Origin of the sequence: Streptomyces sp. NPDC101165 (genome assembly GCF_044768135.1) — a bacterium.
In the GTDB taxonomy this organism is placed as follows: domain Bacteria; phylum Actinomycetota; class Actinomycetes; order Streptomycetales; family Streptomycetaceae; genus Streptomyces.
On record NZ_JBIWPG010000003.1, the window covers coordinates 534,632 to 560,315 of the forward strand.

Genomic DNA, 25,684 nt, shown 5'->3' on the forward strand with positions numbered 1-25,684 from the left:
GGCTTGGTTCAGAGAGTTCCGAGTGCTGGACGAGCCGTTCGTAGTTCCGGGCGTGACGCCGGGCGTGCATGATCCACGCGAGCGACCTCTCAACGAGTTCGAGGCGGGATCCATTGCGGGCGATGAGCCGCTCGCCCTCGACGAGTTCGGGCCCCTCGGGATCCGGCCCACCGAAGACTCCTGCTCGGCCGCCAGGATGGTGCGTTGATGGCTGAGGCGGAGAGTTGGTGCCGCCGCGGTGGGCGTCGTGACCTTCGGATGCCGGGAGCCCGTTGTATCGAGGCCTTTCACTGTAGGCGGCGGGCGCCGACCTCTTGGTCGAGCCGCCAGGTGTGTCCGCCGTCGGGCGATCGTTCGTTGCGCCAGTGGAAGCTGTCGGCGGTGATGTCGGTGAAGGTCCAGCGGACCAGGTCACTGCCGGCGGCGCGTTCCATGACGATCTCATCGTCGATCCGGCGGGCGTACATGTGCACCAGGTCGCCGCGGGCGGTGCCGTGGAAGGTGAACCGCCACAGTTGCAGGCGCGGGTCCCAGATTCGCACGCACAGGCCGCATTCCTGGTTCGGAGCGCGACCTGCGCCAAGGAGTTCATCGCGCCCGGGCCATTGCCAGACATCCAGGACTGCTCTGCCTTCCAGGGCGTAGCCGAACTCCCATTCGCCGCTGATGCGGTGGGCTGGTGACCCATTGGCGGGGTGGTAGGTGATCTGGGTGGCCCAGTGTCCAGTGAGGCGTCCGAACTGCTCCATCTCGGTCGCGTACAGGTTGCTGGGACCGTCTGCGAGCAGCGTCTTCATGCGTGCGTCTCCACGGTCGCGAGCGGGGCCAGGGCGGAGGCGAGGCAGTCAGCGATGGGAGCGGCGTACGCACCGTCCGGGTCGAGTTCCGGATCGTAGATGGCGACGTCGAGCCCGACCACCCGGCCGGTGCTGACCAGGGCCGAGATGAGTTCGGCGAGCTGGGAGAAGTCCAGGCCGGGACAGCCCGGCGAGTCCACCGCGGGCAGGACGCGTTCGTCGAGCACATCGAGATCGAGGTGGAGCCAGACGCGGTCCAGCCCACGCCCCTCCAGGCGGCGGATGACCCGCTCGCCCAGATCGGTGATGCCGATCTGCTGGATCTCCTGGGCGGTGAACCGGGTGACCGGGGGTGTCTCCTCGTCCTCCCGGTCACCGATCTGGACCACGTCCTCGTCGGCGACCAGCGGTCGGCCCACCACCGGCCAGTGGGTGAGCAGCAACTCACCACGGCCGGTGGCCAGGGCCAGATCCATTCCGGCCGCCGAGCCGAGGGACGAACCGGCGTCGTAGTTGCCGGGGTGGCGGAAGTCGTTGTGGCCGTCGAGGTGGATCAGGCCGCAGCGTCCGTCGCGCCGGGCCCCCAGCAGGCATCCCAGCAGGATGCTGCAGTCGCCGCCCAGCACGACCGCGAACCGGGAGGCGGCGAGCGTGGCCTCGACCGCCTCGCCGAGGCGCAGCGCGTGCTCACGGATGGTCACCCCGTTGCGGATGCGGGTCGCCGGCTGCGCGTCGAACTCGTAGGACGGACGGTCGAGCTCCACCACGCGGGCGGGCCGCAGATGGGCTTCCAGCCCCGCCGACAGCAACTTTTGTGGGGCACGCCATGTTCCGGGCTCGCGCCCCGGCGCGGGTGGTCGCAGGCCGAGATTCCAGGGAGCCGCGATGAGCTCGACGGCAGCAGCCATGGGCGTCTCCTATCAGCCGAGAGGTATTCCAACCGGATAACATCAGTAAACTGGTTGGATGGAATGAGGCAAGGGCCATGAAAGGCGGTCATGCGTGACGGGAACCATCCAGCCTCACACTTTCAGGCTCCGTGACCTGGTCGGCGGGCACATCGTCGTCGACCTCGTGAACACGGTCACGGCTCGTGACGCGGAGCCGATCGACTGGCTCGACGGTTACCCGCGCCTGCTGGAATGGGCCGCCCTCACTGGTCACTTCGCCCCCGCCGACCTCACGGACCTGCGGCGGCTGGCCGAGACGGAGCCCGGCAGGGCCGTGCCGGCCCTGGACCGCACTCGCGAGCTGCGCGAGGCTCTGCACGATCTGATCACGGCACTGATCCACCAAGGCGCTCCAGCTCCCGCGGAGGCGGTCGACCAGGTTGAGAACCAGTGGAAGCACGCGGTCGCCAGTACACGGCTCACCGTCCACGGGAGCACGCCGCAGCTCCAGGTCCGCGTCGAGACATCGGGGCTTGACTACCTCAACCATGAACTCGCCCTACAGGCAATCGACCTGCTTCGGGCGCTGCCGCTGGAACGCACCCGAGTCTGCCCCGGTCTGCGATGCGGCTGGGTGTTCATCGACAGCTCCCGGGGCGGCCGCCGCCGCTGGTGCGACATGGCCACCTGCGGGAACTCCGCCAAAGGCCGAACCCACTACCAGCGGAAACGAAACGGCAGCACGAGCCCAGGCGGGCCATGAGGACGCTGTTCCGTGAAGGGAGAAGCCCGAGACCGGGGAGAGGCCTTCCCCGGGTGGGGTCAGTGACTCGGCACAAGGCCGTCATAAGATCGGAGAAAGGTCATGGCCAGTCGGAACACCGCCCGCAGGCCTACGAAGTTGAACGGCTTCTTTGCTGCGGATGTTCAGGAAAACAAACCCCGACGCTTCGCACGCTTGGACGTCACTCGCCGTTGACCCGTGCGGCGTCGAAGTCCTGTCGGAGGAAGCGCGCCGTTGTTCTGCCGCCCACTGCCCAAGGGGTGTCCGCCCTGAACGCAAGGCTGCCCGACACCTCTTCGAGCTCCGACGTGATCCTGAACGGGTTGCTGCTCTATTCGACCTCGCGGCAGCGAAGGTCACGCTGGCGGACGCGGGTGTGCGCTCCGGTGGGCGGTGTGGGCGGGCGTGGCGAGGCGGCTGAGCAGTGCGCGGGATCGTCGGGTCGTGGTCCTGGCCTCCGCGGTGTGCCCCGTGGCGTCGAGCGCGAGCGCCAGCACGCCCATCGTCTCCGCCAGCTCGGTCATGTGTCTTCCGGGGGAACGGGCGGCCAGGTGGCGGCGTACGGCGAACGCTCGGCGTGCGATGCGCAGGGCCTCATGGTGGCGGCCCGCTGCCGTGAGGGCCATGGCCAGTACGTGCAGGGCGGCACCGAGTGCGACGCGGTGCTGCGACGCGTCGTCCTGCGGGGGCGCCACGGGCGCGGTGAGTGATCTGAGCACGCCGCGGGCCAGTCCGAGCGCCCGGGGCCATGAGCCGGTTTCCAGCAACGCCCAGGCCAATGACGTCAGGGCCTTGTCCAGATCGAGACGATCGCCGCCCCGAGCGGAGATCGCCTCACCTGCTGCTTCCTTCGCGTACAGCCGTACCAGATGCTGGCAGGCGTCCACCGCCGCTTCGGGGCGCCCGGCGGCCGACTGTGCGGCGGCGTACAGGTGCAGCGCCTGGCAGTACCCGTCCCCGCGACCCTCGGCGGGGAGGCCCGGCTGGTCCTCGTGGTGTCGGACAGCCTCCTCGGCGGCGGCCGGCGCCTCGGTGTCGCCCGCCTGTTGCAGCACTGCGGCCAGCTGTACGAGGAGTGCGCCCTCGCTCACCTTCTCGTCCTCCTCGCCCTCGCTCGCCTCGTCGTCCTCCTCCTCGGCCCAGGCGCCGTCGTTCTCGTCCTCGACCACGCTCTCGCACACGCCCCGTCGCAGGGCGAGGGCCTCACGCACAGGATCGACGGCCTCGGACGGCCGCCCCGCGTTGCACAGTGAGTCGGCGAGACGCGACAGATCCCCGGCCAGGGAGAGGCGGTGGTCGGCGTCTTCGGGGTCGGAGTCCAAGAGCCGGCGGCGCAGGTCGACCATTTCCCGTACGCAGTCCGTCGTCTCCTCGTGACGGCCCAGTTTCTCGAACGCCGAGATCCGGTGCCCCAGAAGTTCGAGCAGGGCGTCGAACCTCTCGGGACGTTCCTCGGACGAGGGCAGGCGGCACAGTGCCAACGCCTGCTCGGTCCGTGTCAGGATCTCCGACCAGCGGCTCAACCCGTGCAGGTAGGACACCAGGTTTCCCGCGACGCGGACGAACTCGTCGACGAAGGCTCCGGGTTCCTCGGTCACCGCGGCCGCGAACCTGTCGTACGCCTCCGTCGCCGTGGCCAGGGCGGCCTCAGTGTCTCCTGATCCGAACAACGCGAAGGACTGGAGATCGAGCACACGGGCCAAATCCGGTCCGTGTGCGGCGGGCAGCCGGTCGGCGAGGGGACGCAGGACGGCGACCGATTCGTCGAAAGCGTGCAGCCCCTCGGAGTACTGCCCGACGTCCGCGAGGGCGTCGCCGAGTGCGGCGCGAGCGACGGCCGGGGCGGAACCGTGGACACCCGGGGTCGACGCCTCGGTCTTTTCGTAGATCGCGACGGCATCCCTCAGCAGCTCGACTGCCTGCTCCGGAACATAGGGGGAAAGCGCGATCAGGGCGTTGGCGAACGACGGTGCCGCGGTCGGGTCGCGTTCGACCAGGGGCCGCAGCAGTTTCACGGCTTCCTCCGCCGACGCCCGCGCCCTGTCCTCGTCCTCGTGGTCGTCGAAGACGGCCGTGGCGTCGGACAGCCGCTCGGCCAGGTCCTGCGTGAAGCGGTCCGGATCATGTGCGGCGAGGCGCCGGGACTCGGTCAGGCACTCCTCGACCGTGTCCACCGCCTCTGCGAACAGGCCGGCTGTACGGAGGAGTTCGGCGAGCGAACCGAGAACCTCCGGCAGGCGTGGACGGTACTGGTCCGGCCACCGAGCGGCGAGGTCACGGTAGAGGTCCCTTGCTCTGCGGGCATCGGCCATCGCCGCCCCGAACTGCCCGAGCACACTGTGGATCCGGATGAGGTTGTACTCGGACAGGGCGACATCGGGGAGTTGGGCCGGATCGTCGCAGGCCAGATCGCGGTGGAGGTCACGGGCGGTGAGTGCCCCTGCCAGCGCTTCGTCGAGCCGGTCCGCGTCGGCGAGTCGGTTCGCGTGGTTGTTCCAGGCCATCGCCAGATCGGAGGTGTACGTTTCGGGATCCCGCGACGCCAGATCCTGGTAATGCCGCAGCACGTCCTGGGAGAGCGACAGCGCTTCCGCACCGGACCGATCCTCGTCGGTCACCAGGGACAGGGTGTTCAGGGCCAGGCCGAGGCCGCTCTCGGCTCCCGGCCAGCCGTGCGCGGTGAGGGTGTGCCACAGGGCGACGGACTTCTCGGCAGCGGTGCGGGCCGCCGGGATCCGCCCGATCTCGACCAGCCGGACGGCGTGACGGTGCAGCCGTCGGGCCTGTTCGGCCGACGCCTCGTGAGGGTCCTGCGTCGTGGGTCCCGGTGGTTGTCGGGCCAGCAGGCCCGAGAGGTCCGCCGCCCATTCGTCGAGGGCCAGCGTGGGCAGCGGAACCGCGTCGTACAGCTGCTGTGCCAGTGATCCGCACCCGTCCACAGCGCCCCTCATGTTCTCCAGTACGGCGGCCAGGGCCTGCCGGAGGGGGGCCGGGTTCTCCACCGCGACCACGGCGTTGACGGCCCGCAGGGCGAGTGGATCGGGATGGGCGGTGACGACGGTCCGAAGTGGTTCGGTGATGTGCGTCTGGTGGGGCTGGGCCCGGGACAGCAGGTGGAGGGCGGCAGAGGTCTGGCGTTCGGTCGTGGTGGGCAGCAGGCGGCCCAGCAACTCGGGATCCTCCGCGAGGACGCCGCCCACGAGATGTTCGCCCAGCCGGTCGGGCTGGAGCGGACCCCAGTGGTCGTCGTCGGACGGATAGAGGCCGGACAGCCAACGTCCGCAGCGCACGGGGTCCGGCAGCCGCGTCCAGGGTTCCTCGGTGAGGCCGGTCGGCCGGAGCCTGCCGAGGACGGCCAGGGCCTGCTGCTCGTCCTCGGCCGGGCAGAGTGTCGCCGCAGCGACCATGCGGCGGTACTCGAAGAGCGGTAGGTCGCCGATGCCGTGGCTGTGCGCGGTGCGCCTCCAGACCTTCTGCTCGTGACGGAGGAGGACCGCCTCATGCCGTTCGCCGTTCGTGACGCGTACCGGGTCCACAGCCTGCAACAGGGCGACAAGGACGGCCATCTGGAGGTTGAGGGCACCGGAGTAACGGTCCTCGGTGACGGACGGCGGCACCGCCGTGCGTATCGCCTGCCGTGCCTTCGGCCCCGGGTACAGGGTGGTCAGTCCGTCCCCGAGGTCGGCCATGGCGTCGCGAACGGCGGTGGCACGGAGTGCAGCGGTGGGTTCCAGGGGAGGCAGCAGGCGTACGGCGGTGTCGCGCGGGAAATGCGCGTGCGCCCGGAGCCGGCTCCACCACTGGCCGGCCCTGCGGGCCAGGAAGAGGAGCCGCACCGGATGGCAGCGGGCCGGGCCGGACGGGCCGAACACATCGAAAAGGTCGTCCATCTGTGACCGGCGGGTCTCGGCGTAGTCCACGACCAGCAGCAAGGGAGTGTCGAGTGTGACCAGGCGGGACAGCGCCCGGTTGTCGGCGCGTTCGGCGAGGAAACCGGCCGTCCAGCCGGCTTCCTCTGCCTCGCGGACCGCTTCCAGGCCCACCCTCGTCTTGCCCTGGCCACCTGGGCCGGTGAGGAGGAGCACCGAGTCGCCGGCATCGGAGTGCCGCCAGTCCGCTAGGTCGCGGAGGGTCTCCTCGCGGCCGTGGAAGCGGACCGCGGCCGCTTCCGGCCTGAGCAGTGAGATGGGGGAGAGGACCGGACGCCCGGTGGATCGGTGCAACACCCTCGAGAGTTCGGCCGGCTGAGGGCGTACCGCCTGGAGACCCAGCAGTTCGCGGGCCTCGGGATCCTCCCACAGCGGTGCCGTCTCCTCGATCTGCACGCCGCCGAGTGCGTCGGCGCGCACCACGACTCCCACGAGCAGGCCGTCGCACATGACGGCCGCACCCGACATGCCGTCCCAGCGTGTCCTCCTCTTCTCGTTCGTCCCCGCGGCTCCTTCGGGCAGTGGCGGCACGGGACGGGCGACGTGGACGACATGCCGTGGTCCGAGGGCATCCGAGGAAACCACCGTGCCGCTGATGTGGGCGGTGTCCCGCATCACGGTGGCCAGTCGTGGGCCGCCCCGGTCCTCGTACACCCTGAGGCCGGCGGGGAAGCCGGTGGCCTCGATCCGTGCCGAACAGGGCCGGGTGGCCAGCCGTCCCCAGCGCACCGGTGGCAGGGCGAACACGCTGGGCGACCCGGCCTCGTCCGCGACGCGCAGCACGGCGAAGTCCCTTGACCTGCGGTGTCCTTGACCCTCGGGCGCGTCCCGGTCCGAGTAGCGGCGCAGTAGCACTCGGCAGCGCAGCCACGGACCGGTCCCGCCAGGGCGGATCCACACCTCACCGGTACCGGGTGCGGGCACGGTGTGCGCGGCCGTGATCACCAGCCCGTCGTGCAGCAGATATCCGGACCCGGCGGCGTGGGTTCGCGCACCGGGCCGCAGCGACGCGAGTTCGACCACGCGCGGGTCCGCCGCCACGGCACGCTCACTCATCCGCTCTCCCACCCCGTCGGCTCCACCCACCCCGGCGGCACATCCTGACAGACCGTGCGGGACAGTGTGACGGGACGCTTCCGGTGGGTAACGATGAGGTTGACCGAAGCAGTGCGACAGGGGGATGACATGTCCGACCGAGACTCCGCCGAGAACCTCGTCGAACTCGCGCAGGCCATAGGGTCGTTGCGCAAGCAACTCGACACGGCCCGGCGGCTCGCGCCCGAAGGGGGCCCTTCCTTCGAAGTCGGGCCGGTGGAACTGGAGTTCCAGGTGGCTCTGTTGAGCGGCAGCGAGATCACCGGTGGTGCCCGGTTCTACGTTCTGTCGGGCGGTGGGGCCAAGCGCCGGGAGCGGACGTCCACGCACACCATCCGGCTCACCCTGACACCCCGGGGACCGGACGGCGGACCGCTCGAAGTATCGGACACCACGGAGAAGTTGCCGCAGAGGTGAGCCGGACGATCCCACCCGTCGCCCGGCGGGTGGTCGAGGTCTACCGGACCTCGGACGGCGGCCGGCACCGGATCGCGACGGGCCATCTGCTCGCTGACCGGCTGGTGTTGACGGCCGGTCATGCCGTCCGCGGAGCGACGACGGCCCGTGTCCGGTTGCTCGACGACGGCTCGGTCTGGAACTGCTCGGTGGTCTGGCGTCGCTACGACAGCGTGGCGGGGACCGGGATCGACGCGGCGTTGCTCCGGATCGACGACGCCTCGTTCCGGGAGCCGGAGGGGCTTCCACCGCTGGTGTGGGGGCGGCTGGGTGCGGGCGCCCGCCGTCCCGTCGAGGCGGTCGGGTTCCCGGCCGGTATGCGGGTGCGTGAAGAGGGCGCGCCGGCCTTCAGGGACACCGCGCACATCACCGGCCACATCGCGCCGGGCAGCAGGCTCAAGGCCGGCCGCCACGAGATCAAGGTGGACAACCCGGTGCCCGCCGCCGTCCCCGTGGGGTGCGCCGGAGAGGGCGCCGGGACCGTGTCCCGCTGGGGCGGGATGTCCGGGGCGGGGGTGACGTCCGGGGGCCTGCTGGTGGGGCTGGTGGTGGTCGACCCCGACCCGGGCGCGGCCGGCGGGGCGCTGACCGCCGTTCCGTCGACCGCGCTGCTGGAGGACGAGCAGGCGGCCGCACTGCTGGGGAGGCCCCACGTGAACGACGTCGCGCTCGCGGCCGTCCTTCAGCCCCCGCCGTCGCCCGCCCGGTCACCGGCGGGTCTCCTGCGGGCCGAGGTCAGCCCGGTCGGCTTCCATGGCCGGGAGTCGTTGATGGACGGGCTCGTCGAGTGGTGCCTGGCTCCGGGTCTGTGGTCGCCGAAGCTGCTGACCGCACCGGGAGGTCAGGGCAAGACGCGGGTGGCGGCCGAGCTGGTGGATCGGATGGCCCGCCGGAACTGGAACACCGGGTTCCTGGACGACGACCCCGACGCCGACCTGACCGCACTCGGTGAACTGTCCGCTCCCCTCTTGCTCGTCGTGGACTACGCGGAGACCCGTCTCGATCAACTGCTGGAACTGCTGCGGCTGTTCGGGACGATGGCCGGGACAGGGGTGGGGCCGCCGGTCCGTCTGCTGATGCTCGCCAGAAGCGACGGGGAGTGGTGGCAACACGCGTGCCGGACGAGCCGGGCACTGCGGGAGCCGCCGCCCGGCACCGTGGAGGAGCTGGGGCCGCTCGCCGACGATCCCGCGACCCGGTCCGAGGCCTTTCGCCACGCGGTCGAGGGCCTGGCGCACGCTCTGGCCCGGCTGCCAGAGCTTCCCCCGGCGCCGCCCGGTTTTCGACCGGAGTCGGTGACACCGCCGCGGCTGTCGGACGAGCGGTTCGCCAGGGCCCTGGAACTGCACAGCACGGCGCTGGCCACACTGTTGCAGCACCTGTTCCCGGTACCGGCCGCTTCCCGGGCGCAGGGCATGGAACTGCTGATGCGGCACGAGGAGGCGTACTGGACACGGACCGTCTCCGCCCACCGGATCGGTCACCTGCACACGGAGACCCTGCGGCAGCTGGTCGTCACCGCGACGCTCTGCCGGGCCCGTACCCCCGACGAGGCCAGAAATCTGTTGGAGGGAAGCGGGATCCTGCGCGGGGAGACCGCCAACACGGTCCTCGGCGCGGCGATGTGGCTCAACGAGCTGTACGGCGGTCGCGACGGCTACTGGGTGGGACTGGTGCCCGACCTGCTGGGCGAGTATCTGGTCGGTACGACCGCGCGGGCCTTCCCCGAGCTGCTGTCCGCGCTCACCGAACTGCCCGACGCCGAGCGTGCCGGTCATCTGCTGCGCGTGCTGTGCCGGGCCGGACAGAGCTTCCCGGAACTCGACGAGCGGATCGTCGGCCTGATCGCCGGACGCCCCCGGCCGCTGGCGCCCGTCGCCGTCGAACTGCTCGCCCGGGAGGGGTACGGCGTCCTGGGCCGAGCGGTGGACGCGGTGCTGGACGGCCCGGACGGGCGGGGTCCGCTCTCCGCCGAACTGCTCGCCGCGGTGCCCCGCCACACCGTGGTGCTCGCGGATCGCGCGGCCCGGATGGCCGAAGAGGCCGTGGCGCACGCCCGGGGCACGGCGGGCCCACCGCGGGAACTGGCCTCCGCACTCCATGCCCTGGCCTACCGGCTCGCCCGGGCGAGCCGGTATCCCGAGGCACTGGAGGCGTGCGAGGAGGGTGTCCGCCTCCGGGGAGGCGACAGCCTCGACGCCGCGATGGACGCGGAGTTCATGGACGTCCTGCTGGGGTACGGTGCTCGGCTGGACGAGGTCGGCCGTCCGCACGACGCGGTCGCAGTCGGCGAGCGGCTGCTGGCCGCGCTCGGCCCGGACCGCCTTTCGGACACGCCCGAGGCTCAGGGTCGCCGGGCGACCGTACTGCACCAGCAGGCCCTGTGGCTGTACCGCGCGGGCCGCCACGACGAGGCCCTGGCGCTGGGGGCCGAATGCGTACGGCTGCGCGAACGACTCCTGCGCCGGGAACCGGGGTGGCCCGCGGTGGAGATGGCCGACGCACGCCTGCACCACGCCCTCTACCTCCACCAGGACGGTCGTGTCGCGGAGGCGGCCGAGGAGACCACGCGTGCCGTGGCGATCCTGCGGGTGCTGGCGGAGGAGCACCCGGACGCCTATCTGGTACGGCTGGCGGAAGCGCTGCACAACGAGGCCCGGACACGTGCGGCACTGAGCGAGCACGATTCGGCGCTGGGCCTGGCCGAGGAGGCTGTCGCCATCCAGCGGAGTCTGCTGGACGACGACCCCGCCCCCTCCCAATTGGGGCTCCTGGCCCGATTGTTGAGTGGACTGGTCAGTCGGCTGACCGCGATGCGCCGTCTGCCCGATGCCCTGGAGGTCGCAACGGAGGCGGTGCGCCTGCGGCGTGCGCTCGCCGCCGACCGAGATCCCCGGGCCGTGGGTGAACTGGCTTGCGTACTCGCCGATCTGGCGCTGTCGCTGCGTCGCCTGGGCGACGACGAAAGGGCGGTGGTGGCCTCGGAGGAATCGGCCGTGGCCCTGCGCGAGGCGACCGAAGGCGGTGGGGCGCCGGTGGGCGGGGAAGGCGCCCGCATTCTGTGCGTCCATGGTCTCGTACTCGGCTCCCGCGATCCGGAGCGGGCCCTGAAGGTGCTGGAGGAGGCCGCGGGCGTGGCCCGAGCGGGGCGACACACCGTGTTGCTCCGGCGATGCCTGACCGAAATTGAGCGGCTGCGCGCCTGTTCCTGATCGTCAACTGCCTTTGGTGGACGGAGAGGAGACTCAAACCGTCACTGTCGGATCACTCCGGGAAAGAGGCGATCACCGCACCTTCCGGGCGGGGACCATTCCGGCATACCGTCGCCTAGGCTGAGGCCAGCGCATCCCCTGTGAACGGTCGTCCCTGCAAGGGAGTTCAGACATGCCCAAGAAGCCCAAGACGTCGGAGCAGGACGGCGAGGCCGCCCCCGCACCGGAACTGTCGACGGCTCCGCCTGCCCCTTCCGCGCAGGATGCTGCCGGTCTCACCCCGCAGGACGCGGATCTCGACCTGAACAGCAAGACATGGTCCAACTTCTCCGAGGTGGACGACGAACTCGACGAGCTGCCCGAGCGGTGACACCACCCGTTCCGACACCCGTCGACCACCGCACGGACCCCCGTGTCGTCGAGGTCTACAGCCGCAGGCCGGACGGCCGGGGCGGCGGCACCGGCTACCTCATCGACGACGGCCTCGTCCTGACCGCCGGCCACGTCGTCAGCCGTGGCGACTGGCGGCAGGCCGAGGTGACGGTGAGGTTGCCAGGTTCGAAGGACTACCTGCCGTGCGACGTGGAGTGGTACGGCTACGAAGCCCATGAGCCCGCCGACACACGGATGGACGCCGCCGTCCTGCGGATCTCGTCGCCGCTTCCGGTGCCACCGGACGGCGGTTGGCCCCCGTTGCGCTGGGGCCGCCTGGTGACCGGGCTGCCGGAGGTTCCGGTCGACCTCGTCGGCTACCCGTCCGGCATGGGCGTACGGCGCGACGACATGGGAAGGCTGGTGCTGCGGGACACCGTCAGGGTGCGGGGAACCGTCAACACCGGAACAGCCGTCAAGGCCAGGCGCTACCACGTCGTTCTGGGGCAGCCGATCCCCTACTCGCCGGCCGCCGCCGTGTCCCGCTGGGAGGGAGCTTCCGGCGCGGCGCTGCTCAGCCACGACCTGCTGTGCGGTGTCGTCGTCACGGCCAAGGACGAGCCGGGGCACGGCAGGGCCCGCGCGATCCCGGCCGAGGAACTCCTGGCCGACCCCGGCTTCCGCGCCCTGTTTCCGAATGCCGTCACCGAACCGGCCGAACTCCAGCCGTTGCTGGAACGGGAGTCGGCCCGGCCGGCCAACACCCCCGTGTCCCTGCTCAGGCCGGACGCGACGGCTGTGCCGTTCACCGGACGCCGGGACGTCCTGGCCCGCCTGAGCGCGTGGTGCGAGCAGCCCGGCCGGTTCTCCGTACGGCTCGTCACCGGACCCGGCGGCCAGGGCAAGACCCGACTCGCCGCAGAACTCGTTCGCCGTCTGCGGTTGCGGAACTGGAGTGCCGGATTCCTGGCCGCGGGAGCCTCCCCGGCTCTCCTGCCCCTGGTCACCGAGACCCGCACCCCGTTGCTGCTCGTCGTCGACTACGCCGAGACGAGGGGCGAGCAACTCCAGACCCTCCTCGATCTCGTCGACCGACACGAGTACACCGACACCACACCGCTGCGACTGCTGCTGCTCGCCCGGGACGAGGAATCGGGCGGCTGGTGGGAGAACCTGTGCAGCGAGGCCCTGCCATTGCGCGACCCGCCGCCGGGGACGGTGCTCCCGCTGCCCGACCTCTACGGCGAGGATGAAGAGCCACCGGACGACAACACCTTCCGCACGATCGGTGAGAACCTCGCCGAGGCACTGGCCGGGCTGCCCACCGTCACCGCGCCCCCCGACCCCGCCGTCCTGCGCACCCTGCCCGTGCCCGACCTGGACGACCCTCGCCACCACCGGGCCCTGGACCTCCAGATGGCAGCCCTGGTCGCCCTGCTCCAGGCCCTCGACCCCGAGGACGGCCCGGCGGACGAGCCGTACGAGGGCGTACTGCTGAGGCATGAGCAGAAGATCTGGCGGCACACCGCACACGACCGGGGACTGGGCGCCCTGACCCTGGGTGCCCGGCGGGAACTGGTCGCCTCGGCCACGCTGTGCGGCTCACCCGCCGACCGCGACCAGGCTCGGGACGTCCTCGCGCGGCTGTCCACGCTCACGACCGACGCACCGGACGTCACGGACACCGACGCCACCCCCGACGTGATCGGCGCCGCCGCGGACTGGCTCGCCACCCTCTATCCCGACCCGCACACCTTCTGGGGGCCGTTGCGCCCGGACCGCATCGGGGAGTACCTCGTCGGACTCGCCGTCGGCCGACGCCCGGCACTGCTGGACGAACTGCTCGCCCCGGCGCCGTCCGCCCAGGCCACCGACGCACTCCGGGTGGCCGCCCGAGCGGCACCCCGGCACAGTGGGCTCGGCCCGCCCCTGCATGCCGTCGTGGTCCGCCACCCACGGCGGCTGGCCGGTCCGGCCGTGACCGCGGCGACCACCAGCGGATCGGAACCGGGCCCCCTGCACACCGCCCTCGCAGAGGTCGTACGCGACCATCCCGACGACCAGACGCTCCTGCGGAGCATGTTCACCCGGCTGCCCGCGTACTCCCGCAACCTGTCCGTGTGGGGAGCGGAGCTCGCCGGGGCCCTCGTCACCCTGGCCGGAGCAGCACTCGGCGAACAGCCGGACGACACCGGCTGGGCACGACTGGCGGCCGCCTTCAACGACCACGCCCATTGGCTGACCGCCGTCGGCATGCACGACGAGGCACTGGAACGCGGCGCGATGGCGGTCCAGCTCTACGAGGGCGTCGCCGGCCGGGAACCCGGCAGCTACGCCCACGACCTGGCCACCGCACACGAGGGCTACGCCCACCAGCTCCATCTGCAGAGCAGGCGGGAGGACGCGTTGGCATCCGCCGAGCGCGCGGTTGCCCTGCGGCGCGAACTGGCCGACGGGCCCGTCGCCCGCGCGGCGCTCGCGGTGGCGCTCACCGGGTACGCCCACCATCTGTCCAGCCTCGGACAGGTCGTGGAGGCCGCCGGGGCGAGCGGCGAGTCCGTGTTCCTGTACTCCGGACTTCCCGCCCAGACACTGTCGGCCCATGAGGACGAGTACGCCGCCGCACTGCTGGCCCACGCCGTCTGCCTCGGGGAGCTGGCCGAGTACGACGACGCCATCGACGCCGTGGACCGGGCGATCGTCCACTACCGTCGGCTCTCCCGCCGTTACCCCGATGCCCATCTACGACCTCTCGCTGCCGCGTTGGCGACTCGGGCCGACCTCCTGGTGGACACCGGCTCCTACGAACGCGGCCTCGACGATGCCGGGGCGGCGCTGAAGACGTACGAAAGTCTCGCGGTGGGCCCGGTCGACCTGTACGCCGGTGAACGTGCCGCCGCGCTGCACTGCGTCGCCCGCTGTCTGGGGCCCCTCGGCCGCTGGGAGGAGGCGGAACGACGGTCCTGTGAGGCCGTCGAACTCTACGACGAGTTACGGCGGGCCGCGCCGCGGACGCACACCTTCGCCTGGGCCCGGGCAGCCGACGGCTGGGCCATCGCCCTGTCGGAGTCCGGTCGCGACCGGCAGGCCGTGGAGGTGGGCCGGGGCGCCGTCGACGCGCTGGAGGAACTGCACGCCAACGGCGATCCCGGGATGCAGGGCGCGCTGGCCGACGCGTCGCGCAATCACGCGGAGATGCTCCTGGAGCAGGGGCGGGCGGCCGACGCCGAGCCCTTCGCCGCCCGGGCCCTCGCGCTCTGCCGGGAGATGGCCGTCGATGACGACGGGGCTTTCGCCTACGAGACGGTGCTGTCCCTGCTGGTCCAGGGCATGGTGCTGGCCACGCTCCGGCCCCGCGAGAGCGTACGGCCGCTGCTGGAGGGACTCGGCCGAGCTCAGGAGGCCGATGACCATGAGACGGGCGCGCAGTTGGCGGCGGTACTGATCGACGCGTACCGGGCGGACCCCACCGTGGCCGATCTGGTCCACGAACTCACCGGCGCCGTACCTGACTGGCTGCGCGCCTGACCCGGGCGCCGGTCAAGGGCGGGGGCGGTGGGAGGAGGCCCTGGATTCGGGTGTTCTGGAAGGAGACGAGTTCCCAGCCGTGTTTCCGTGGGCGGCGAGATAGGTCTGGATGGAGTGGCTGTCCGGACGGCATTCCGGCTCGCCGGGATTGGCGATGCAGCCGGTGGTGATCACGACGGCGGTCGGTGGGATCGGGTGGCGGAGTGTCACCGGGACCTTGGCGAGGACCAGGCGGGTGCCCTTCGTGCAATTGTCGAAGTACAGCTGGAAGTTGCGAGCCATCTTCGGGCGGCCGCGCAGCTGGGTGCCGCCGAAGGTGATGAACTCGGGTTCCTCGGCACAGGCGTTGGCGAAGGCCGTGCCGTCTCCCCGGTTCCATGCGTCGGCTGGCTTTGGGTGAGGCGATTGAGCTGGGGGAGGGCGGAGCCGCCCGGTTTGGTGGCGGGTTCGGTGGGGTTGCTGGTTGCTGTGCGGCGGTTGTTCGCCGGGCTTGCGAGCAGGGCGGTGGCGGCGTTCGCGCCTGTGGTGACGGTGGCGAGGGTGTACAGCGCTGCGGCTGCCAGGGACAGGGGTGGCTGGCGGCGAGAGCCGGTCCGCCGGGGCGGGTGCGGGCGAGCGGTGTTCCGTCCCTGCGGCGCAGGTGAGCGTGACGTCATGTCGGTTCTCCGTCGGTGAGGTGTGGCTCCGGCCGTCTGCGGGCCGGTTCCGGGGATGGGCACAGCGTCGTGGCGCGTGGGACGGGTGGGCCATCTGCCGTATGGCGGAGACCTGGCGTCGGGTGTTCTCCGCCCTTCGGCAGATCGAGGCGGGTGTGCCGCCGGGGGTACGTTGAGCGGCATGTCCGTTGAGGGGCAGGAGCGGCCGCGGCCGTTGTTACGGGGGGCGGCGGCCGCCGGCGTGGGCGCGTCGCCGTCGTCGGAGTGGTCACCGCCGGTCCATTGGCTCTGCTGCTTGCCGTCGTCGCGGCGTCCGCGGCCGTCGTCCTCGTCGTGCTTCCCGAGCGCACCCGGCCCTGGACAGCGGCCCTGGCCGCACTTGCCGCGCTGGCGCAGGCAGCGGGACTGGAACGAGGCCGGCCTCTGGCAACGGTGACATGAGGTCCTGCTGACCGGCGGCGACCGCAACGACGACGCCCGTTGCAGTACCAGGTCGGGATGAGTCAGACCGGGGTGTGGGCGCTGGGAGTGAAGGGTGCACCGTGGCCGGGGATGATCAAGGCGGGCTTCAGGTCGAGGATCGCGCGGCGGGAGTCGGAGAGCACCTCCCGGTCGGTGGCGAAAGGGTCATCGGCGGGGCCTTCGGCGTGCCACCACAGGTGGGTGAGGACGATGAGGCCTTCGGTGGTGTCGGCGACGGTGCTGATGTCCTCGGTGGTGTGGCCAGGGGTGCGCAGCAGGTGGATGTGTTCGCTGATGCGGTACTGGTGGGCGTCGCGGTCTTCCCAGATGTCGTCCTTATAGATGGCCATGTGGTCGTGGTAGCGCGCGGCGGAAAACAGCGCGGCATTCAGGGTGTGGTCGGGGTGGTGGTGGCTGAAGACGACATCGGTGACCTGTTCGGGGCTGGCGCCGGCGGCTTGCAAGGGCTGGAGGATGAGCCGTCGGTCGGCGACCATGCCCGGGTCGACCACGACGAAGGTGTTGCCGTCGCGCAGGAGGGTGACGGTGCTGGCGACGTGCTTGTCGGCGTAGCCGGTTGTCAGTATGTGGACGGTTGCGGGCACGGTCGGGCTCCTCGGGTCCGGAGGGTTTGGCGGTGTGTCGCAGGGTCCGGTGGCTGCCGGGTCAGGCGTCGGGGGCGGCGTATACACGGCGTCCCGAGACGAAGGTCTGCTGGATGCGTGCGGCGGCGATCTCGTCGGCGGGGTGGGCGAAGATGTCACGGTCCAGGACAGTGAGGTCGGCGAGCTTGCCGGGGGTGATGGTTCCTGTGTCGTCGAGGTGGTTCACGTACGCGCTGCCGGCGGTATAGGCGGTCAGCGCGGCGTGCAGGGTGATGCGCTGCTCTGGCAGGAAGACGGGTCGCTTCGAGCCTGGTTCGTGCCGGTTGACGGCGGTGTGCAGGGCGGCGATCGGGTCGGGGCTGGAGACGGGCCAGTCGCTGCCAGCGGCCAGGGTCGCGCCGCTGTTCAGCAAGTCCGCGAAGGGGTACTGGCGGGCGGCGCGCTGCGGGCCGAGGAACGGGATGGTCAGGTCGTCCATCTGGGGTTCGTGGGTGGCCCACAAGGCCTGGATGTTGGCGGTGGCGCCCAGTTCGCGGAAGCGGGGAATGTCGGCGGGATCGACGACCTGGAGATGGGCGAGGTGGTGCCGGTTGTCGGTCCAGCCGTTGGTGCGGCGCGCCGCGGCGACGGCGTCGAGTGCTTCGCGCACGGCGCGGTCGCCGAGGGCGTGAAAGTGGACCTGGAAGCCCTCGCCGTCCAGGTGGGTGACGAAGGCGGCGAGCTGGGCGGGGTCGATGAAGGAGATGCCGGAGTTGTCGGAGGCGCAGCCGCAGGCGGTGAGGTAGGGGGTGAGCATGGCGGCGGTGTGGTTCTCGGTAATGCCGTCCTGCATGATCTTGACGGTGTGGGCGTTGAGTCGACCGAAGGTGTACTTCTCTCGGCGCTCGAGGAGTTCGGGCAGTTGCTCGAGGCCGCGAGCCCGGTCCCACCACAGGGCGCCGCGGACCCGGGCGGTCAGCGTGCCGTCGTGTGCGGCGCGCAGGTAGGCGGGGGCCGGGTCTGCGGTGGAGGCGTGGTCGCCCAGGAGCGCGTCCTGCCAGGCGGTGATGCCGTGGGCGTGCAGCACGCTCTGCGCGCGCAGCAGACCGTCGAGTTGCTCGTCGAGGGTGATGGCGGGGATGTGGTCGGCGACCAGGTGCATGGCTCCTTCCTGGAGCATGCCGGTGGGGTGGCCGCCGGGGTCGCGCTCGATGCGCCCGTCGGCGGGGTCAGGGGTGCCGCGGGTGATTCCTGCGAGCTGCAGGGCGCGGGTGTTGGTCCAGGCGCCGTGGTGGTCGCGGTTGACCAGGTAGACGGGCCGGTCGGGGACGACAGTGTCCAGGAGGTGGCGGTCCGGGGTGCCGCCGGGGAATGCCTCCATGGACCAGCCGCCCCCGGTGATCCAGCCGTGGTCGGGGTGGGTGTCGGCGTAGGCGCGGATCCGGGCCGTGTACTCCTGTGTGCTGTTCGCGCCGGAGAGGTCGCACTGGCCCATTTCGATGCCGGCGCCGACGGGATGGGCGTGGGCGTCCTGGAAGCCGGGAACGAGCAGGCGGCCGTGCAGGTCGACGATCTCGGTGTCGGCTCCGATCAGGTCATGGACTTCGTCGTCGCCGACCGCGATGATCCGCTCGCCGCGGACGGCGAGGGCGGTGACACGGGGGCGGACGGGGTCGACGGTGTGGATCGGTCCGCCGGTGAAGACCAGATCGGCAGGAGCGTCGGCGTGCATGTGTGGATCTCCGGGAGAGTCGGTGGGGGATGGGGGGTGCCCACGAGGTGGGTCAGGTGGCGGTCAGCCGGTCTGGTCCATGGGCAGGGCGATGGCGTCGGCGTCCGTGCCACGGCCGGTGGTGAAGTAGGCGGAGCGGCGGCGCCACTTCGCGTAGCCGGCCGCGACCAGGCCGGTGATGATGAAGAGCGACGGGACCAGCAGCATGAACCAGCCGTTGTCCGGGGTCGCCTGGAAGTGATCACTCATGGTCGCGTACTGCCAGGCGAGGTAGACGCCGAGCCCGAACAGGACCAGCGCACTCAGTGCCGGGACGATGACCGAGCGCAGCGCCTCCACCGGCCCTTCGCGCAGCGCGCCGCGGAACCGCACGGCGCAGGCCATGGCCGTGAGCCCGTAGTACAGGGCGACGATCAGTCCGATGGAGTTGACGGCGGTCAGGATCATCAGGTTGATCTTCGGGATGCCGACCGCGAGAACCGCTACGGCCGCGGACAGGGCCATGATCACGACCGTGCCCACGGCCGGGGATCCGAACCTGGGGTGAACCTTCGTCCACATCCGACCCAGCGTCCGGTCGCGGCCCATCGCGAGTGCTCCGCGGGCGGTCGGGATGACGCTGGACTGCAGCGAGGCGAACGCTGAGCACATCAGTGCGGCCAGCGGCAGGGACGCCCACGGTTCCGGGGAGAGCTTGCCGCCGAGGAAGGAGAGCGCCTGAGGGCCCTGGGTGATCAGTTCGCCGTTGTCCATGACACGCTGGAAGGAGATCGCGGCGAACACGAAGAGCCCGAGCATGGCCACCAGTGCGATCAGCCCGCCGCGGGAGGCGTCGGCGGCGTCCTTGGTCTCCTCGTTCACGGTGAACGCCGCGTCCCAGCCCCAGTAGATGAACACCGCCAGCACCAGGCCCTGCGCGAGGGAGTGGAGCGAGCCGATCGCGAAGGGGTTGAGCCAGTTGAACGAGAACGACTGGTGCCCCGTGAGCAGCGCCCACGTGCAGAACACCAGCAGCACGGAGTACTCGAAGGCCAGCAGCCACCACTGCAGGCGGGTCGCCGACCGCACCCCCGTCACGGCGGTGATCGTGACCGTGACCAGGGCCACCAGGCCGACCGCGGTGCTGACGCCGGTCGAGCCGGGGTCGAGGGTGACGCCGAGCAGGTTGTGCAGGTGGGCCTTGTTGGCGAACTGCAGGATCACGGAGCCGGTGACCGCACTGGTGTAGGCCATGAAGACCACGTTGGCGACCAGTACGACCCAGCCCGTCAGGAATCCGGGCCACGCTCCTACCGAGCGCCCGACCCAGGTGTAGCCATTGCCGCAGTTCGGCTCCGTGCGGTTCAACCGCGCATACGACATGGCGATGCCGAAGATCGGCAGGAACGCGACGATCAGCAGTGCCGGCGTCTGTCGCCCCGCGTACACCGCCAGGGCGCCCATGCCGATGCCGATGCTGGTGGTCGCGGCAGTACTGGACGCGGCGATCGCCATCCCGTCCCGCACACCCAGCGTGCGTCGCATCGTCGGATCGGAAGGCCCGGTCTCGGGAATGCCAGCGGCCACAGCGCGCTCCTTGTGTGCCAATCCCGCCGCCCCGGCCCAGGCTGCGGTGCTGGGCCCGGCGAGCAGACGGTGGTGAATGAGTGGTGTGCGCTGATGAAACAACCCTGCCATACTTACGTCAATAAGTTGTCATAAGACTGGCTGGAGCGTCCGCGCCCTGCAGGAGGGCCCCAATCCACGATGTCAGGAGGCTTCCATGGCTGCATCCGATCGCGTCCCCGCCGAGCGCCGGCGCCGACGCCCGACGCGCACCGGAACGGTGCTGAGCAGGGAACTGATCGTCACGGCGGCGCTCGAGCTGATCGAGGCGCCCGGCGGCAACGCGCTGACCGTGCGCCGCCTCGGGGCGGCGCTGGGCTGCGACCCCAGCGCCATCTACCGCTACTTCGCCGACACCGACACCCTGCTCCTCGCCGTCGCCGACAAACTGATCGGCGACTCCCTCACCGGGTTCACCTCCGGCAGGGACTGGGTCGCATCGCTACGGGACTTCGGGATGCGCGTCCACAGCTCGGTGCTCCAGCACCCGCGCCTGGCCGCTGTCCGCGCCTCTCGGTTCACCGCCGGTCCCGCAGAGTCCCAGGCCGTCGACACAGGGATCGGCATCCTCCTCCAAGCAGGCTTCGACCCCGCCCAGGCAGTGCGCCACTACCGTATGTTCATCGATACCGTCCTCGCACACGCCGCTGTCGACGCGGACGTCCGCGATCTGACCGAGCAACAGCGCGATCAGGCGAGCCAGGTCTGGCAGGAGGACTATTCGCACCTGTCCGCCGACCAGTACCCGAACCTCCACCAGGTGCGCGCGCACCTGTCCGCCATGAGCGGCTCGGCCTTCCTCGACACGCTGGACGCACTCCTCGCGCACCTCGTCGCGCTGCGCCGGCAGCAGTCTGCGCCCACGCCGTAGTCCCACACGCGCAGGGCGGGCCTGGCAGTACTCTGCGGCCCGCGTGACGAGGAGGAAACCGCACCTGCCTGGGTCCACCCGTCCTTTCGCGGTCCGGCGCGCGGCGGCAGCTCGGGGGACAGCACAGACAAGGTCGCGGGGCGCGGTGAGCTCCGCGGCGCAGTCCGCCGTCTGGAAACACGTGGAGCGTCCTTCCCGCTGCGGGCGCTACTGCGGATTTGGCGAGCGGACGGCTCGACGGTGGCCCTCTCACCGATCCCGAGGTCTCCCGCACCGTCGTCCTCGCCGTGCAGCGAGGAAGCCGAGTGCCACCCGCCGTGGAGGTCGGCGCGACCGTGGTCGTTCAGGTGGCGCGTCAATTGATCGAGGCCGGTTCGTGGCTGACGGCACGCGTTGTTGACCAGGTGGGGACGGTAAACGGTAGAGGAGCAGGTCCGGCGGAACGATCACGGACGCATGCCTCGGTCAAAGCCTCGTAGCGGCCCGCGACCTCCGCTGGGTCACACCGCCACATCCCGCTCCCCAGTCGCGGCAGTCAGGCTCCTGTTCCGGGGCGCCTGGGCCGTGTCAGGCGGCGAGTCGGTGCACGACCCGGACCAGTTCATCGTCACTACCCTGGCCGCCGTACGGCCGGGCATCGCTGTGCCGGAGGCGAAGTCGATGGACAACCTCAGCTCGACGCTTGTAGCCGCAGCCGTGTGTATGTGCGCTCACGCATGCGGGGGAGTCAGGCCTGGACCGGGACGTGGGGTGCGATGCGGATACAGACTCGGGTTCGCCATCCGTCCCGTTGCTGTCGCGCCTCGTACCGGTCGGCGAGAGCCTGCACGATATCCAGCCCGCGACCGTGCTCGGTCGCATCGGGCGGCGTACTACCGGCGGGGCGTTGCACGGCGACGCCGTGGTCGGCGACCTCTATGTGGAGCATGTGTGCGCTTAGCGAGAGGAGTACGGCGAGGTCGGCTCGCCCGTGGCGGGCGGCGTTACCGGCCAGTTCACTCACGATGAGGACGCAGGCGTCGAGATTGTCGCCATCGATGCCCCACTGGTTCAGCACTGCTGAGGTGAAGTGCCGGATGTCGCGGATTCTGCCGACGTCGGCCGGGACAGCGATATGGGCGCGGCATGCCTCGCGGGCAGGAGGAGCGGGCGGTGCCGGAGGACTACCAAAAGCAGCCCATGGCGGGCGGCCGTATCTGTCACGCGGACGCGGAGCCGGGAGATGGGGGGTGCTCGGCTTGGGGATTGCTGGCGCGGAAGTCATGGCAGGCGCCTTCCGGACTGGTGACGAGGACGTGGAAGAGGCCGCCGCCGAAGTGGCGCTGACGGTGGCGCGAGGGCCGGGTGGGCGCAGCCGGGGCGCGTGGGCCTCACTCGCACACCTGCGAGATGTGGGGGGCCGCAGGATTACCGAGCCGGTGACCGCACTGGTGCAGGCGATGAAGACCGCGTTGGCCACCAGCACGACCCAGCCCGTCAGGAATCCGGGCCGTGCATACGACGTGGCGATCCCGAAGATCGGCAGGAATGCGGCCAGCACTGCAGGCGTCTGCCAGCCCGCGTACACCGCCAAGGTGCGCATGCCCATGCCCATGCCCATGCCCGTGCTGGTGCTGGTGGCAGTGCTGGATGCGGCGATCGCCATCCCACCCCGCACACCCAACGAGCGTCGCATCGTCGTATCCGAAGGTGTGGTCCCGGGGGTCACAGTGCTCACAGCGTGCTCCGTGGTGATCGAGGGCGTATGAGATGCAACACCCCCGGAGCCTCTTACGTCAATAAGTTGTCATAAGCCTGGCTGGACTGTCCGCGCCCTGCAGGGCCCCGTTCTCCAGCTACTCCGCAGCGGTTCGGGCGTCCAGTTGCTGCCGGCGGGCGACGCGGCAGCAACGTGGACGAGTGGGACTTGGGCGAGCGGTTTTTTGGGAGCGGTGCAGGAACGCCTGCCCGAGCAGCCGACCTGCCGCACGCAGGCACTGCCCGGTGCGAAATACTCTCCCGATGAGTTCACGCACATCCCCGATCAGTCAGCCGATCACGATACGGAGGGCCGTCGCGCGGGATGCCAAACGGCTCACGCGGCTCGTGCGTGGCTCACGCGCATACGAGGGCAAGTACGCATCCGCAGTCGCGGGCTACCGGGTCGGTCCCGATTACATCGAGGCCCACCGCGCCTTCGTAGCCGTCGGCGCCGACGAGCATGGAGGCCGGGTCCTCGGGTTCTACTCGCTCGTCCTCGATCCACCGGAGCTCGACCTGCTGTTTGTCGCCGACGAAGCGCAAGGACGGGGTATTGGACGACTGCTCGTCGCGCACATGCAGTCCGAAGCCCGTGCCGCCGGGCTCGACCGTCTCAAGGTCGTGTCGCATCGTCCCGCCGAGGACTTCTACCACCGCGTCGGCGCCGTGCGGACCGGGACCGTGCTCGCGAACCCGCCCGCCGTACCGTGGGATCGTCCCGAATTCGAGTTTCGCATTCCTTCGGAATGACGGGGTGTGCCGGTCCGCAGGGCACCGGCTTCGCCCGCATGGCGCGCTCCGTGTGTGCCGTCGTCTCTGCCCTGGCCGGGGGATCGCCTGCGCCGGCGGCCTCTCCCGGCGACTCCCTCACCTCCGGCACTCCCAGAGCCGGGCGGCTCCGTAGTTCGTGGCCCATTTGTCGGCTTGGCTGCGGCGCGGGGGCGGCTTCTCGTCCTCGCCGGCGGGCTGGATGCCGAGGACGTGTTCGCACATCCACCGCTGGACGGTGGTGAGCCTGCGGGATCGGCCCGGAGCGGCGAACATCGGCCTGATCGATCTGACTGCCCGCTACGCCCTGGACGCCGGGGGGGCGGCTCAGGTGGGCAGGCCGTCGCAGTGCCTTTCATCCGCCACGCGGGCGCCCCGCCCAACGGCTCGGGGGTGGGATACCAGGAGGGTTTCGCCTTGTTGCGCCTACGTGCCGTCATCAGTCGCCCCGACCCGTCCCGACCACAGGTGCGGCCGCACCGCGTCCAGCCCGACCAGGGGTCTGGCCGTGCCGCACTCACCCCCGACCACGGCTGAGCAGCGGGTTACGCCTGCTGGTACGCATGCCAAATCCAGGAGACTCGCTGGTCGGGGTCGCGGACGGGACGCAAGACGGGATGCGGAGGGGCCGTGGTGGAGCAGGTCGGCCTGCGGCACCGCGAGGACAGGGACGTTGTGCGGGAAGCCGGACGGTGCCAGCAGCCAGGCGCCCGCGCGCAGGGCGCCGATCCCGTTCTCGACACCAGTGGGTCCGGTGCCGTCCAGGACGAACAGGGGTGCGTTGTAGGTGTTTTCGCTTGACCCACGCTCGCCACCGTTCCGGCGATGCCGTGCACCGGCCCGCGAGGCGCTTGGGTGGAGGGGAGATCGCTCCCTTCCGTACTGTCACTGTGCGTGGGACCGGTGCGCGGTGCGCAGAGTGGCGTGCACTCCCACACCACGGTGCGCACCACCGGATGGGAGCGGACGCCATCGGGTGCGCAGCGGAGCCGAATCGGTTCGCGCCATCGGGTGGGGAAGTGCGGTGCAGCGTGCGCAACTCATCGTGCCGCGCGTACTGGTGCGCGTCGGCGCGTAGCCGTCCTCGGTGGCCGGTGCGGGGGGCGAAGCGTTCGTACTGCCCGTTCCGCCGCCCTGGCCGCCGTCACCGCCGCGCTGGCGCTGGGCCTGACCGCCTGCGGTGGCACCGGCAACGCCTCGAAGGCGGCGGGCGGCGACCACGCCGCCGGTAGCGCGCAGGGCCGGTCCGCGTCCGACGGAGCCGGCAAGGGCAGCGCGGAGCAGGCAGGCAGTGGTGGTGACACCAAGGCGGGGGTGAGCTCGGCGTCCGCTCGGGGCGGGACGGACAAGGTCGCGAACAGGAGCGCAAAAGCCGGCGTCCAGCAGTGCCGCGGAGACGAGATGCTGGTTACTGCGGTGCACCGGTTCGCCGGTCAGCAGGGCGACCACCTGCTGGTCACCGCGTCGAACGAGAGCACCAAGCCGTGCTGGGTCACCTCGTACCCGGCCGTGAAGCTCGGCGAGGACGTCGATGGCCCCGCACTGCCGCACTCGAAGAAGGACAACCCGGGCGGCGACCAGCACATCATGCTCCGGCCGGGAGACAAGGCATACAGCGCGGTGAACCTCTTCGACTACGGCTCGAAGAACCACACGGCGCACTCGTTCGCCATCGCACTGCGCGGCTCGGACGGTCACGACGGCCCCTTTTACTCCGTCGACGTCAAGGGGCAGAAGCCGCAGTTCAACTGGAACGAGGCCGACGTGCTGAACTGGAGCACGCAGAAGCCGTACGACTTCTGACGGCCCGTCGGCCCTTTGCGCGCCACCGTCTTCCGCGACGCCGGCTGATGGCGGCTGTCGAACGGGTGTCGCCCGCTCGAGTTTGTGGTCACGCCCGGCCAGTGGGGGCACGCACCGCAGATGGTTCCCGCGTTGGAAGAGACCCGGGTGTCGCGGCAGGCTGGTGGCCGACCGCGCACCCGGCCCGACCATGTCGGGTTGTGGGTATGGAGCACGTCCCTTTCCCTGCGACCCGATCGAGCTCCAGGCGGACTGACGGCGCACGTACGCGGCACTCGCCGTGCCGCGGCCGATGCGCCCCACTAAGAGGTCGTTTTCGCCCGTTGTTTCATCCCGGAATCTGTCGTTTGGTCTGCGGTGTCGGGTCGCGCCAGGAGATGGTGTTCTCGCTGGTGAGACG

General features: G+C 70.7%; 18 protein-coding genes and 2 pseudogenes. 11 read left to right on the forward strand and 9 right to left on the reverse strand.

From position 1 onward, the window contains the following. Window positions 1-287 precede the first annotated feature (287 nt). Window positions 288-797, reverse strand: a complete 510-nt coding sequence (locus ACIRVH_RS09050; RefSeq protein ID WP_403949973.1) for a hypothetical protein — start codon at window positions 795-797, stop codon at window positions 288-290. Further along, window positions 794-1,705, reverse strand: a complete 912-nt coding sequence (locus ACIRVH_RS09055) for an arginase family protein (RefSeq protein WP_403949876.1) — start codon at window positions 1,703-1,705, stop codon at window positions 794-796. Before ACIRVH_RS09055 ends, ACIRVH_RS09050 begins: the two co-directional genes overlap by 4 nt. Before the next feature lie 94 nt (window positions 1,706-1,799). On the opposite strand from ACIRVH_RS09055, the gene ACIRVH_RS09060 reads away from it, so the two are divergent. Next, the gene (locus ACIRVH_RS09060) at window positions 1,800-2,450 is read left to right on the forward strand and encodes a CGNR zinc finger domain-containing protein (protein WP_403949879.1); all 651 of its coding nucleotides are present in this window, start codon (window positions 1,800-1,802) and stop codon (window positions 2,448-2,450) included. 377 nt (window positions 2,451-2,827) lie between these two features. On the opposite strand, the gene ACIRVH_RS09065 is transcribed toward ACIRVH_RS09060, so the two are convergent. Continuing rightward, on the reverse strand, window positions 2,828-7,456 hold the full coding sequence (locus ACIRVH_RS09065; protein ID WP_403949881.1) for a tetratricopeptide repeat protein: 4,629 nt from the start codon (window positions 7,454-7,456) through the stop codon (window positions 2,828-2,830). Window positions 7,457-7,585: 129 nt separating this feature from the next. On the opposite strand from ACIRVH_RS09065, the gene ACIRVH_RS09070 reads away from it, so the two are divergent. The 4 genes from ACIRVH_RS09070 to ACIRVH_RS09085 all read left to right on the forward strand — a co-directional run bounded on the left by ACIRVH_RS09070 (window position 7,586) and on the right by ACIRVH_RS09085 (window position 15,063). Continuing rightward, window positions 7,586-7,912, forward strand: a complete 327-nt coding sequence (locus tag ACIRVH_RS09070) for a trypco2 family protein (protein ID WP_403949884.1) — start codon at window positions 7,586-7,588, stop codon at window positions 7,910-7,912. Further along, window positions 7,909-11,163 carry a hypothetical protein gene (locus ACIRVH_RS09075; protein ID WP_403949886.1) on the forward strand — a complete coding sequence of 1,085 codons (3,255 nt, stop codon included), beginning with the start codon at window positions 7,909-7,911 and terminating at the stop codon, window positions 11,161-11,163. The genes ACIRVH_RS09070 and ACIRVH_RS09075 overlap by 4 nt, the downstream gene beginning before the upstream one ends. A gap of 172 nt (window positions 11,164-11,335) precedes the next feature. Further along, a complete protein-coding gene (locus ACIRVH_RS09080) occupies window positions 11,336-11,533 on the forward strand; it encodes a hypothetical protein (RefSeq protein WP_403949889.1) in 198 nt (65 codons plus the stop codon). Then, window positions 11,530-15,063 carry a trypsin-like peptidase domain-containing protein gene (locus ACIRVH_RS09085; protein ID WP_403949891.1) on the forward strand — a complete coding sequence of 1,178 codons (3,534 nt, stop codon included), beginning with the start codon at window positions 11,530-11,532 and terminating at the stop codon, window positions 15,061-15,063. Before ACIRVH_RS09080 ends, ACIRVH_RS09085 begins: the two co-directional genes overlap by 4 nt. A 12-nt stretch (window positions 15,064-15,075) precedes the next feature. Here ACIRVH_RS09085 and ACIRVH_RS09090 read toward each other — a convergent pair whose 3' ends face one another. From ACIRVH_RS09090 to ACIRVH_RS09105, 4 genes are all read right to left on the reverse strand, one after another. Then, window positions 15,076-15,813, reverse strand: a complete 738-nt coding sequence (locus ACIRVH_RS09090) for an SgcJ/EcaC family oxidoreductase (RefSeq protein WP_403949893.1) — start codon at window positions 15,811-15,813, stop codon at window positions 15,076-15,078. A 409-nt stretch (window positions 15,814-16,222) separates the two neighbouring features. Then, window positions 16,223-16,786, reverse strand: coding sequence for an MBL fold metallo-hydrolase (locus tag ACIRVH_RS09095; RefSeq protein ID WP_403949895.1), 564 nt, complete (start codon window positions 16,784-16,786; stop codon window positions 16,223-16,225). 61 nt (window positions 16,787-16,847) lie between these two features. Then, complete coding sequence (locus ACIRVH_RS09100) at window positions 16,848-18,497, reverse strand: amidohydrolase (protein ID WP_403949898.1); 1,650 nt, start codon at window positions 18,495-18,497, stop codon at window positions 16,848-16,850. 63 nt (window positions 18,498-18,560) lie between these two features. Continuing rightward, the gene (locus ACIRVH_RS09105) at window positions 18,561-20,021 is read right to left on the reverse strand and encodes an APC family permease (protein WP_403949901.1); all 1,461 of its coding nucleotides are present in this window, start codon (window positions 20,019-20,021) and stop codon (window positions 18,561-18,563) included. A 238-nt stretch (window positions 20,022-20,259) separates the two neighbouring features. On the opposite strand from ACIRVH_RS09105, the gene ACIRVH_RS09110 reads away from it, so the two are divergent. After that, window positions 20,260-20,973, forward strand: a complete 714-nt coding sequence (locus tag ACIRVH_RS09110) for a TetR/AcrR family transcriptional regulator (protein WP_403949903.1) — start codon at window positions 20,260-20,262, stop codon at window positions 20,971-20,973. 727 nt (window positions 20,974-21,700) lie between these two features. On the opposite strand, the gene ACIRVH_RS09115 is transcribed toward ACIRVH_RS09110, so the two are convergent. Continuing rightward, window positions 21,701-22,237: an ATP-binding protein gene (locus tag ACIRVH_RS09115; protein ID WP_403949905.1), complete on the reverse strand. Its 537-nt coding sequence runs from the start codon at window positions 22,235-22,237 to the stop codon at window positions 21,701-21,703. Window positions 22,238-22,391: 154 nt separating this feature from the next. On the opposite strand from ACIRVH_RS09115, the gene ACIRVH_RS09120 reads away from it, so the two are divergent. After that, window positions 22,392-22,721, forward strand: coding sequence for a hypothetical protein (locus ACIRVH_RS09120; RefSeq protein ID WP_403949908.1), 330 nt, complete (start codon window positions 22,392-22,394; stop codon window positions 22,719-22,721). Between the two features lie 253 nt (window positions 22,722-22,974). Beyond that, window positions 22,975-23,463, forward strand: a complete 489-nt coding sequence (locus ACIRVH_RS09125; RefSeq protein ID WP_403949911.1) for a GNAT family N-acetyltransferase — start codon at window positions 22,975-22,977, stop codon at window positions 23,461-23,463. Between the two features lie 117 nt (window positions 23,464-23,580). On the opposite strand, the gene ACIRVH_RS09130 is transcribed toward ACIRVH_RS09125, so the two are convergent. After that, window positions 23,581-23,757: a hypothetical protein gene (locus ACIRVH_RS09130; protein WP_403949975.1), complete on the reverse strand. Its 177-nt coding sequence runs from the start codon at window positions 23,755-23,757 to the stop codon at window positions 23,581-23,583. On the opposite strand from ACIRVH_RS09130, the pseudogene ACIRVH_RS09135 reads away from it, so the two are divergent. From ACIRVH_RS09135 to ACIRVH_RS09145, 3 genes and pseudogenes are all read left to right on the forward strand, one after another. Beyond that, a pseudogene (locus tag ACIRVH_RS09135) lies at window positions 23,726-23,800 on the forward strand (kinase); the annotation flags it as partial. The gene ACIRVH_RS09130 and the pseudogene ACIRVH_RS09135 overlap by 32 nt on opposite strands. 506 nt (window positions 23,801-24,306) lie before the next feature. After that, window positions 24,307-25,284: a DUF4232 domain-containing protein gene (locus ACIRVH_RS09140; RefSeq protein WP_403949913.1), complete on the forward strand. Its 978-nt coding sequence runs from the start codon at window positions 24,307-24,309 to the stop codon at window positions 25,282-25,284. Between the two features lie 63 nt (window positions 25,285-25,347). After that, window positions 25,348-25,482, forward strand: a pseudogene (locus ACIRVH_RS09145) (IS5/IS1182 family transposase); the annotation flags it as partial. Window positions 25,483-25,684 lie beyond the last annotated feature (202 nt).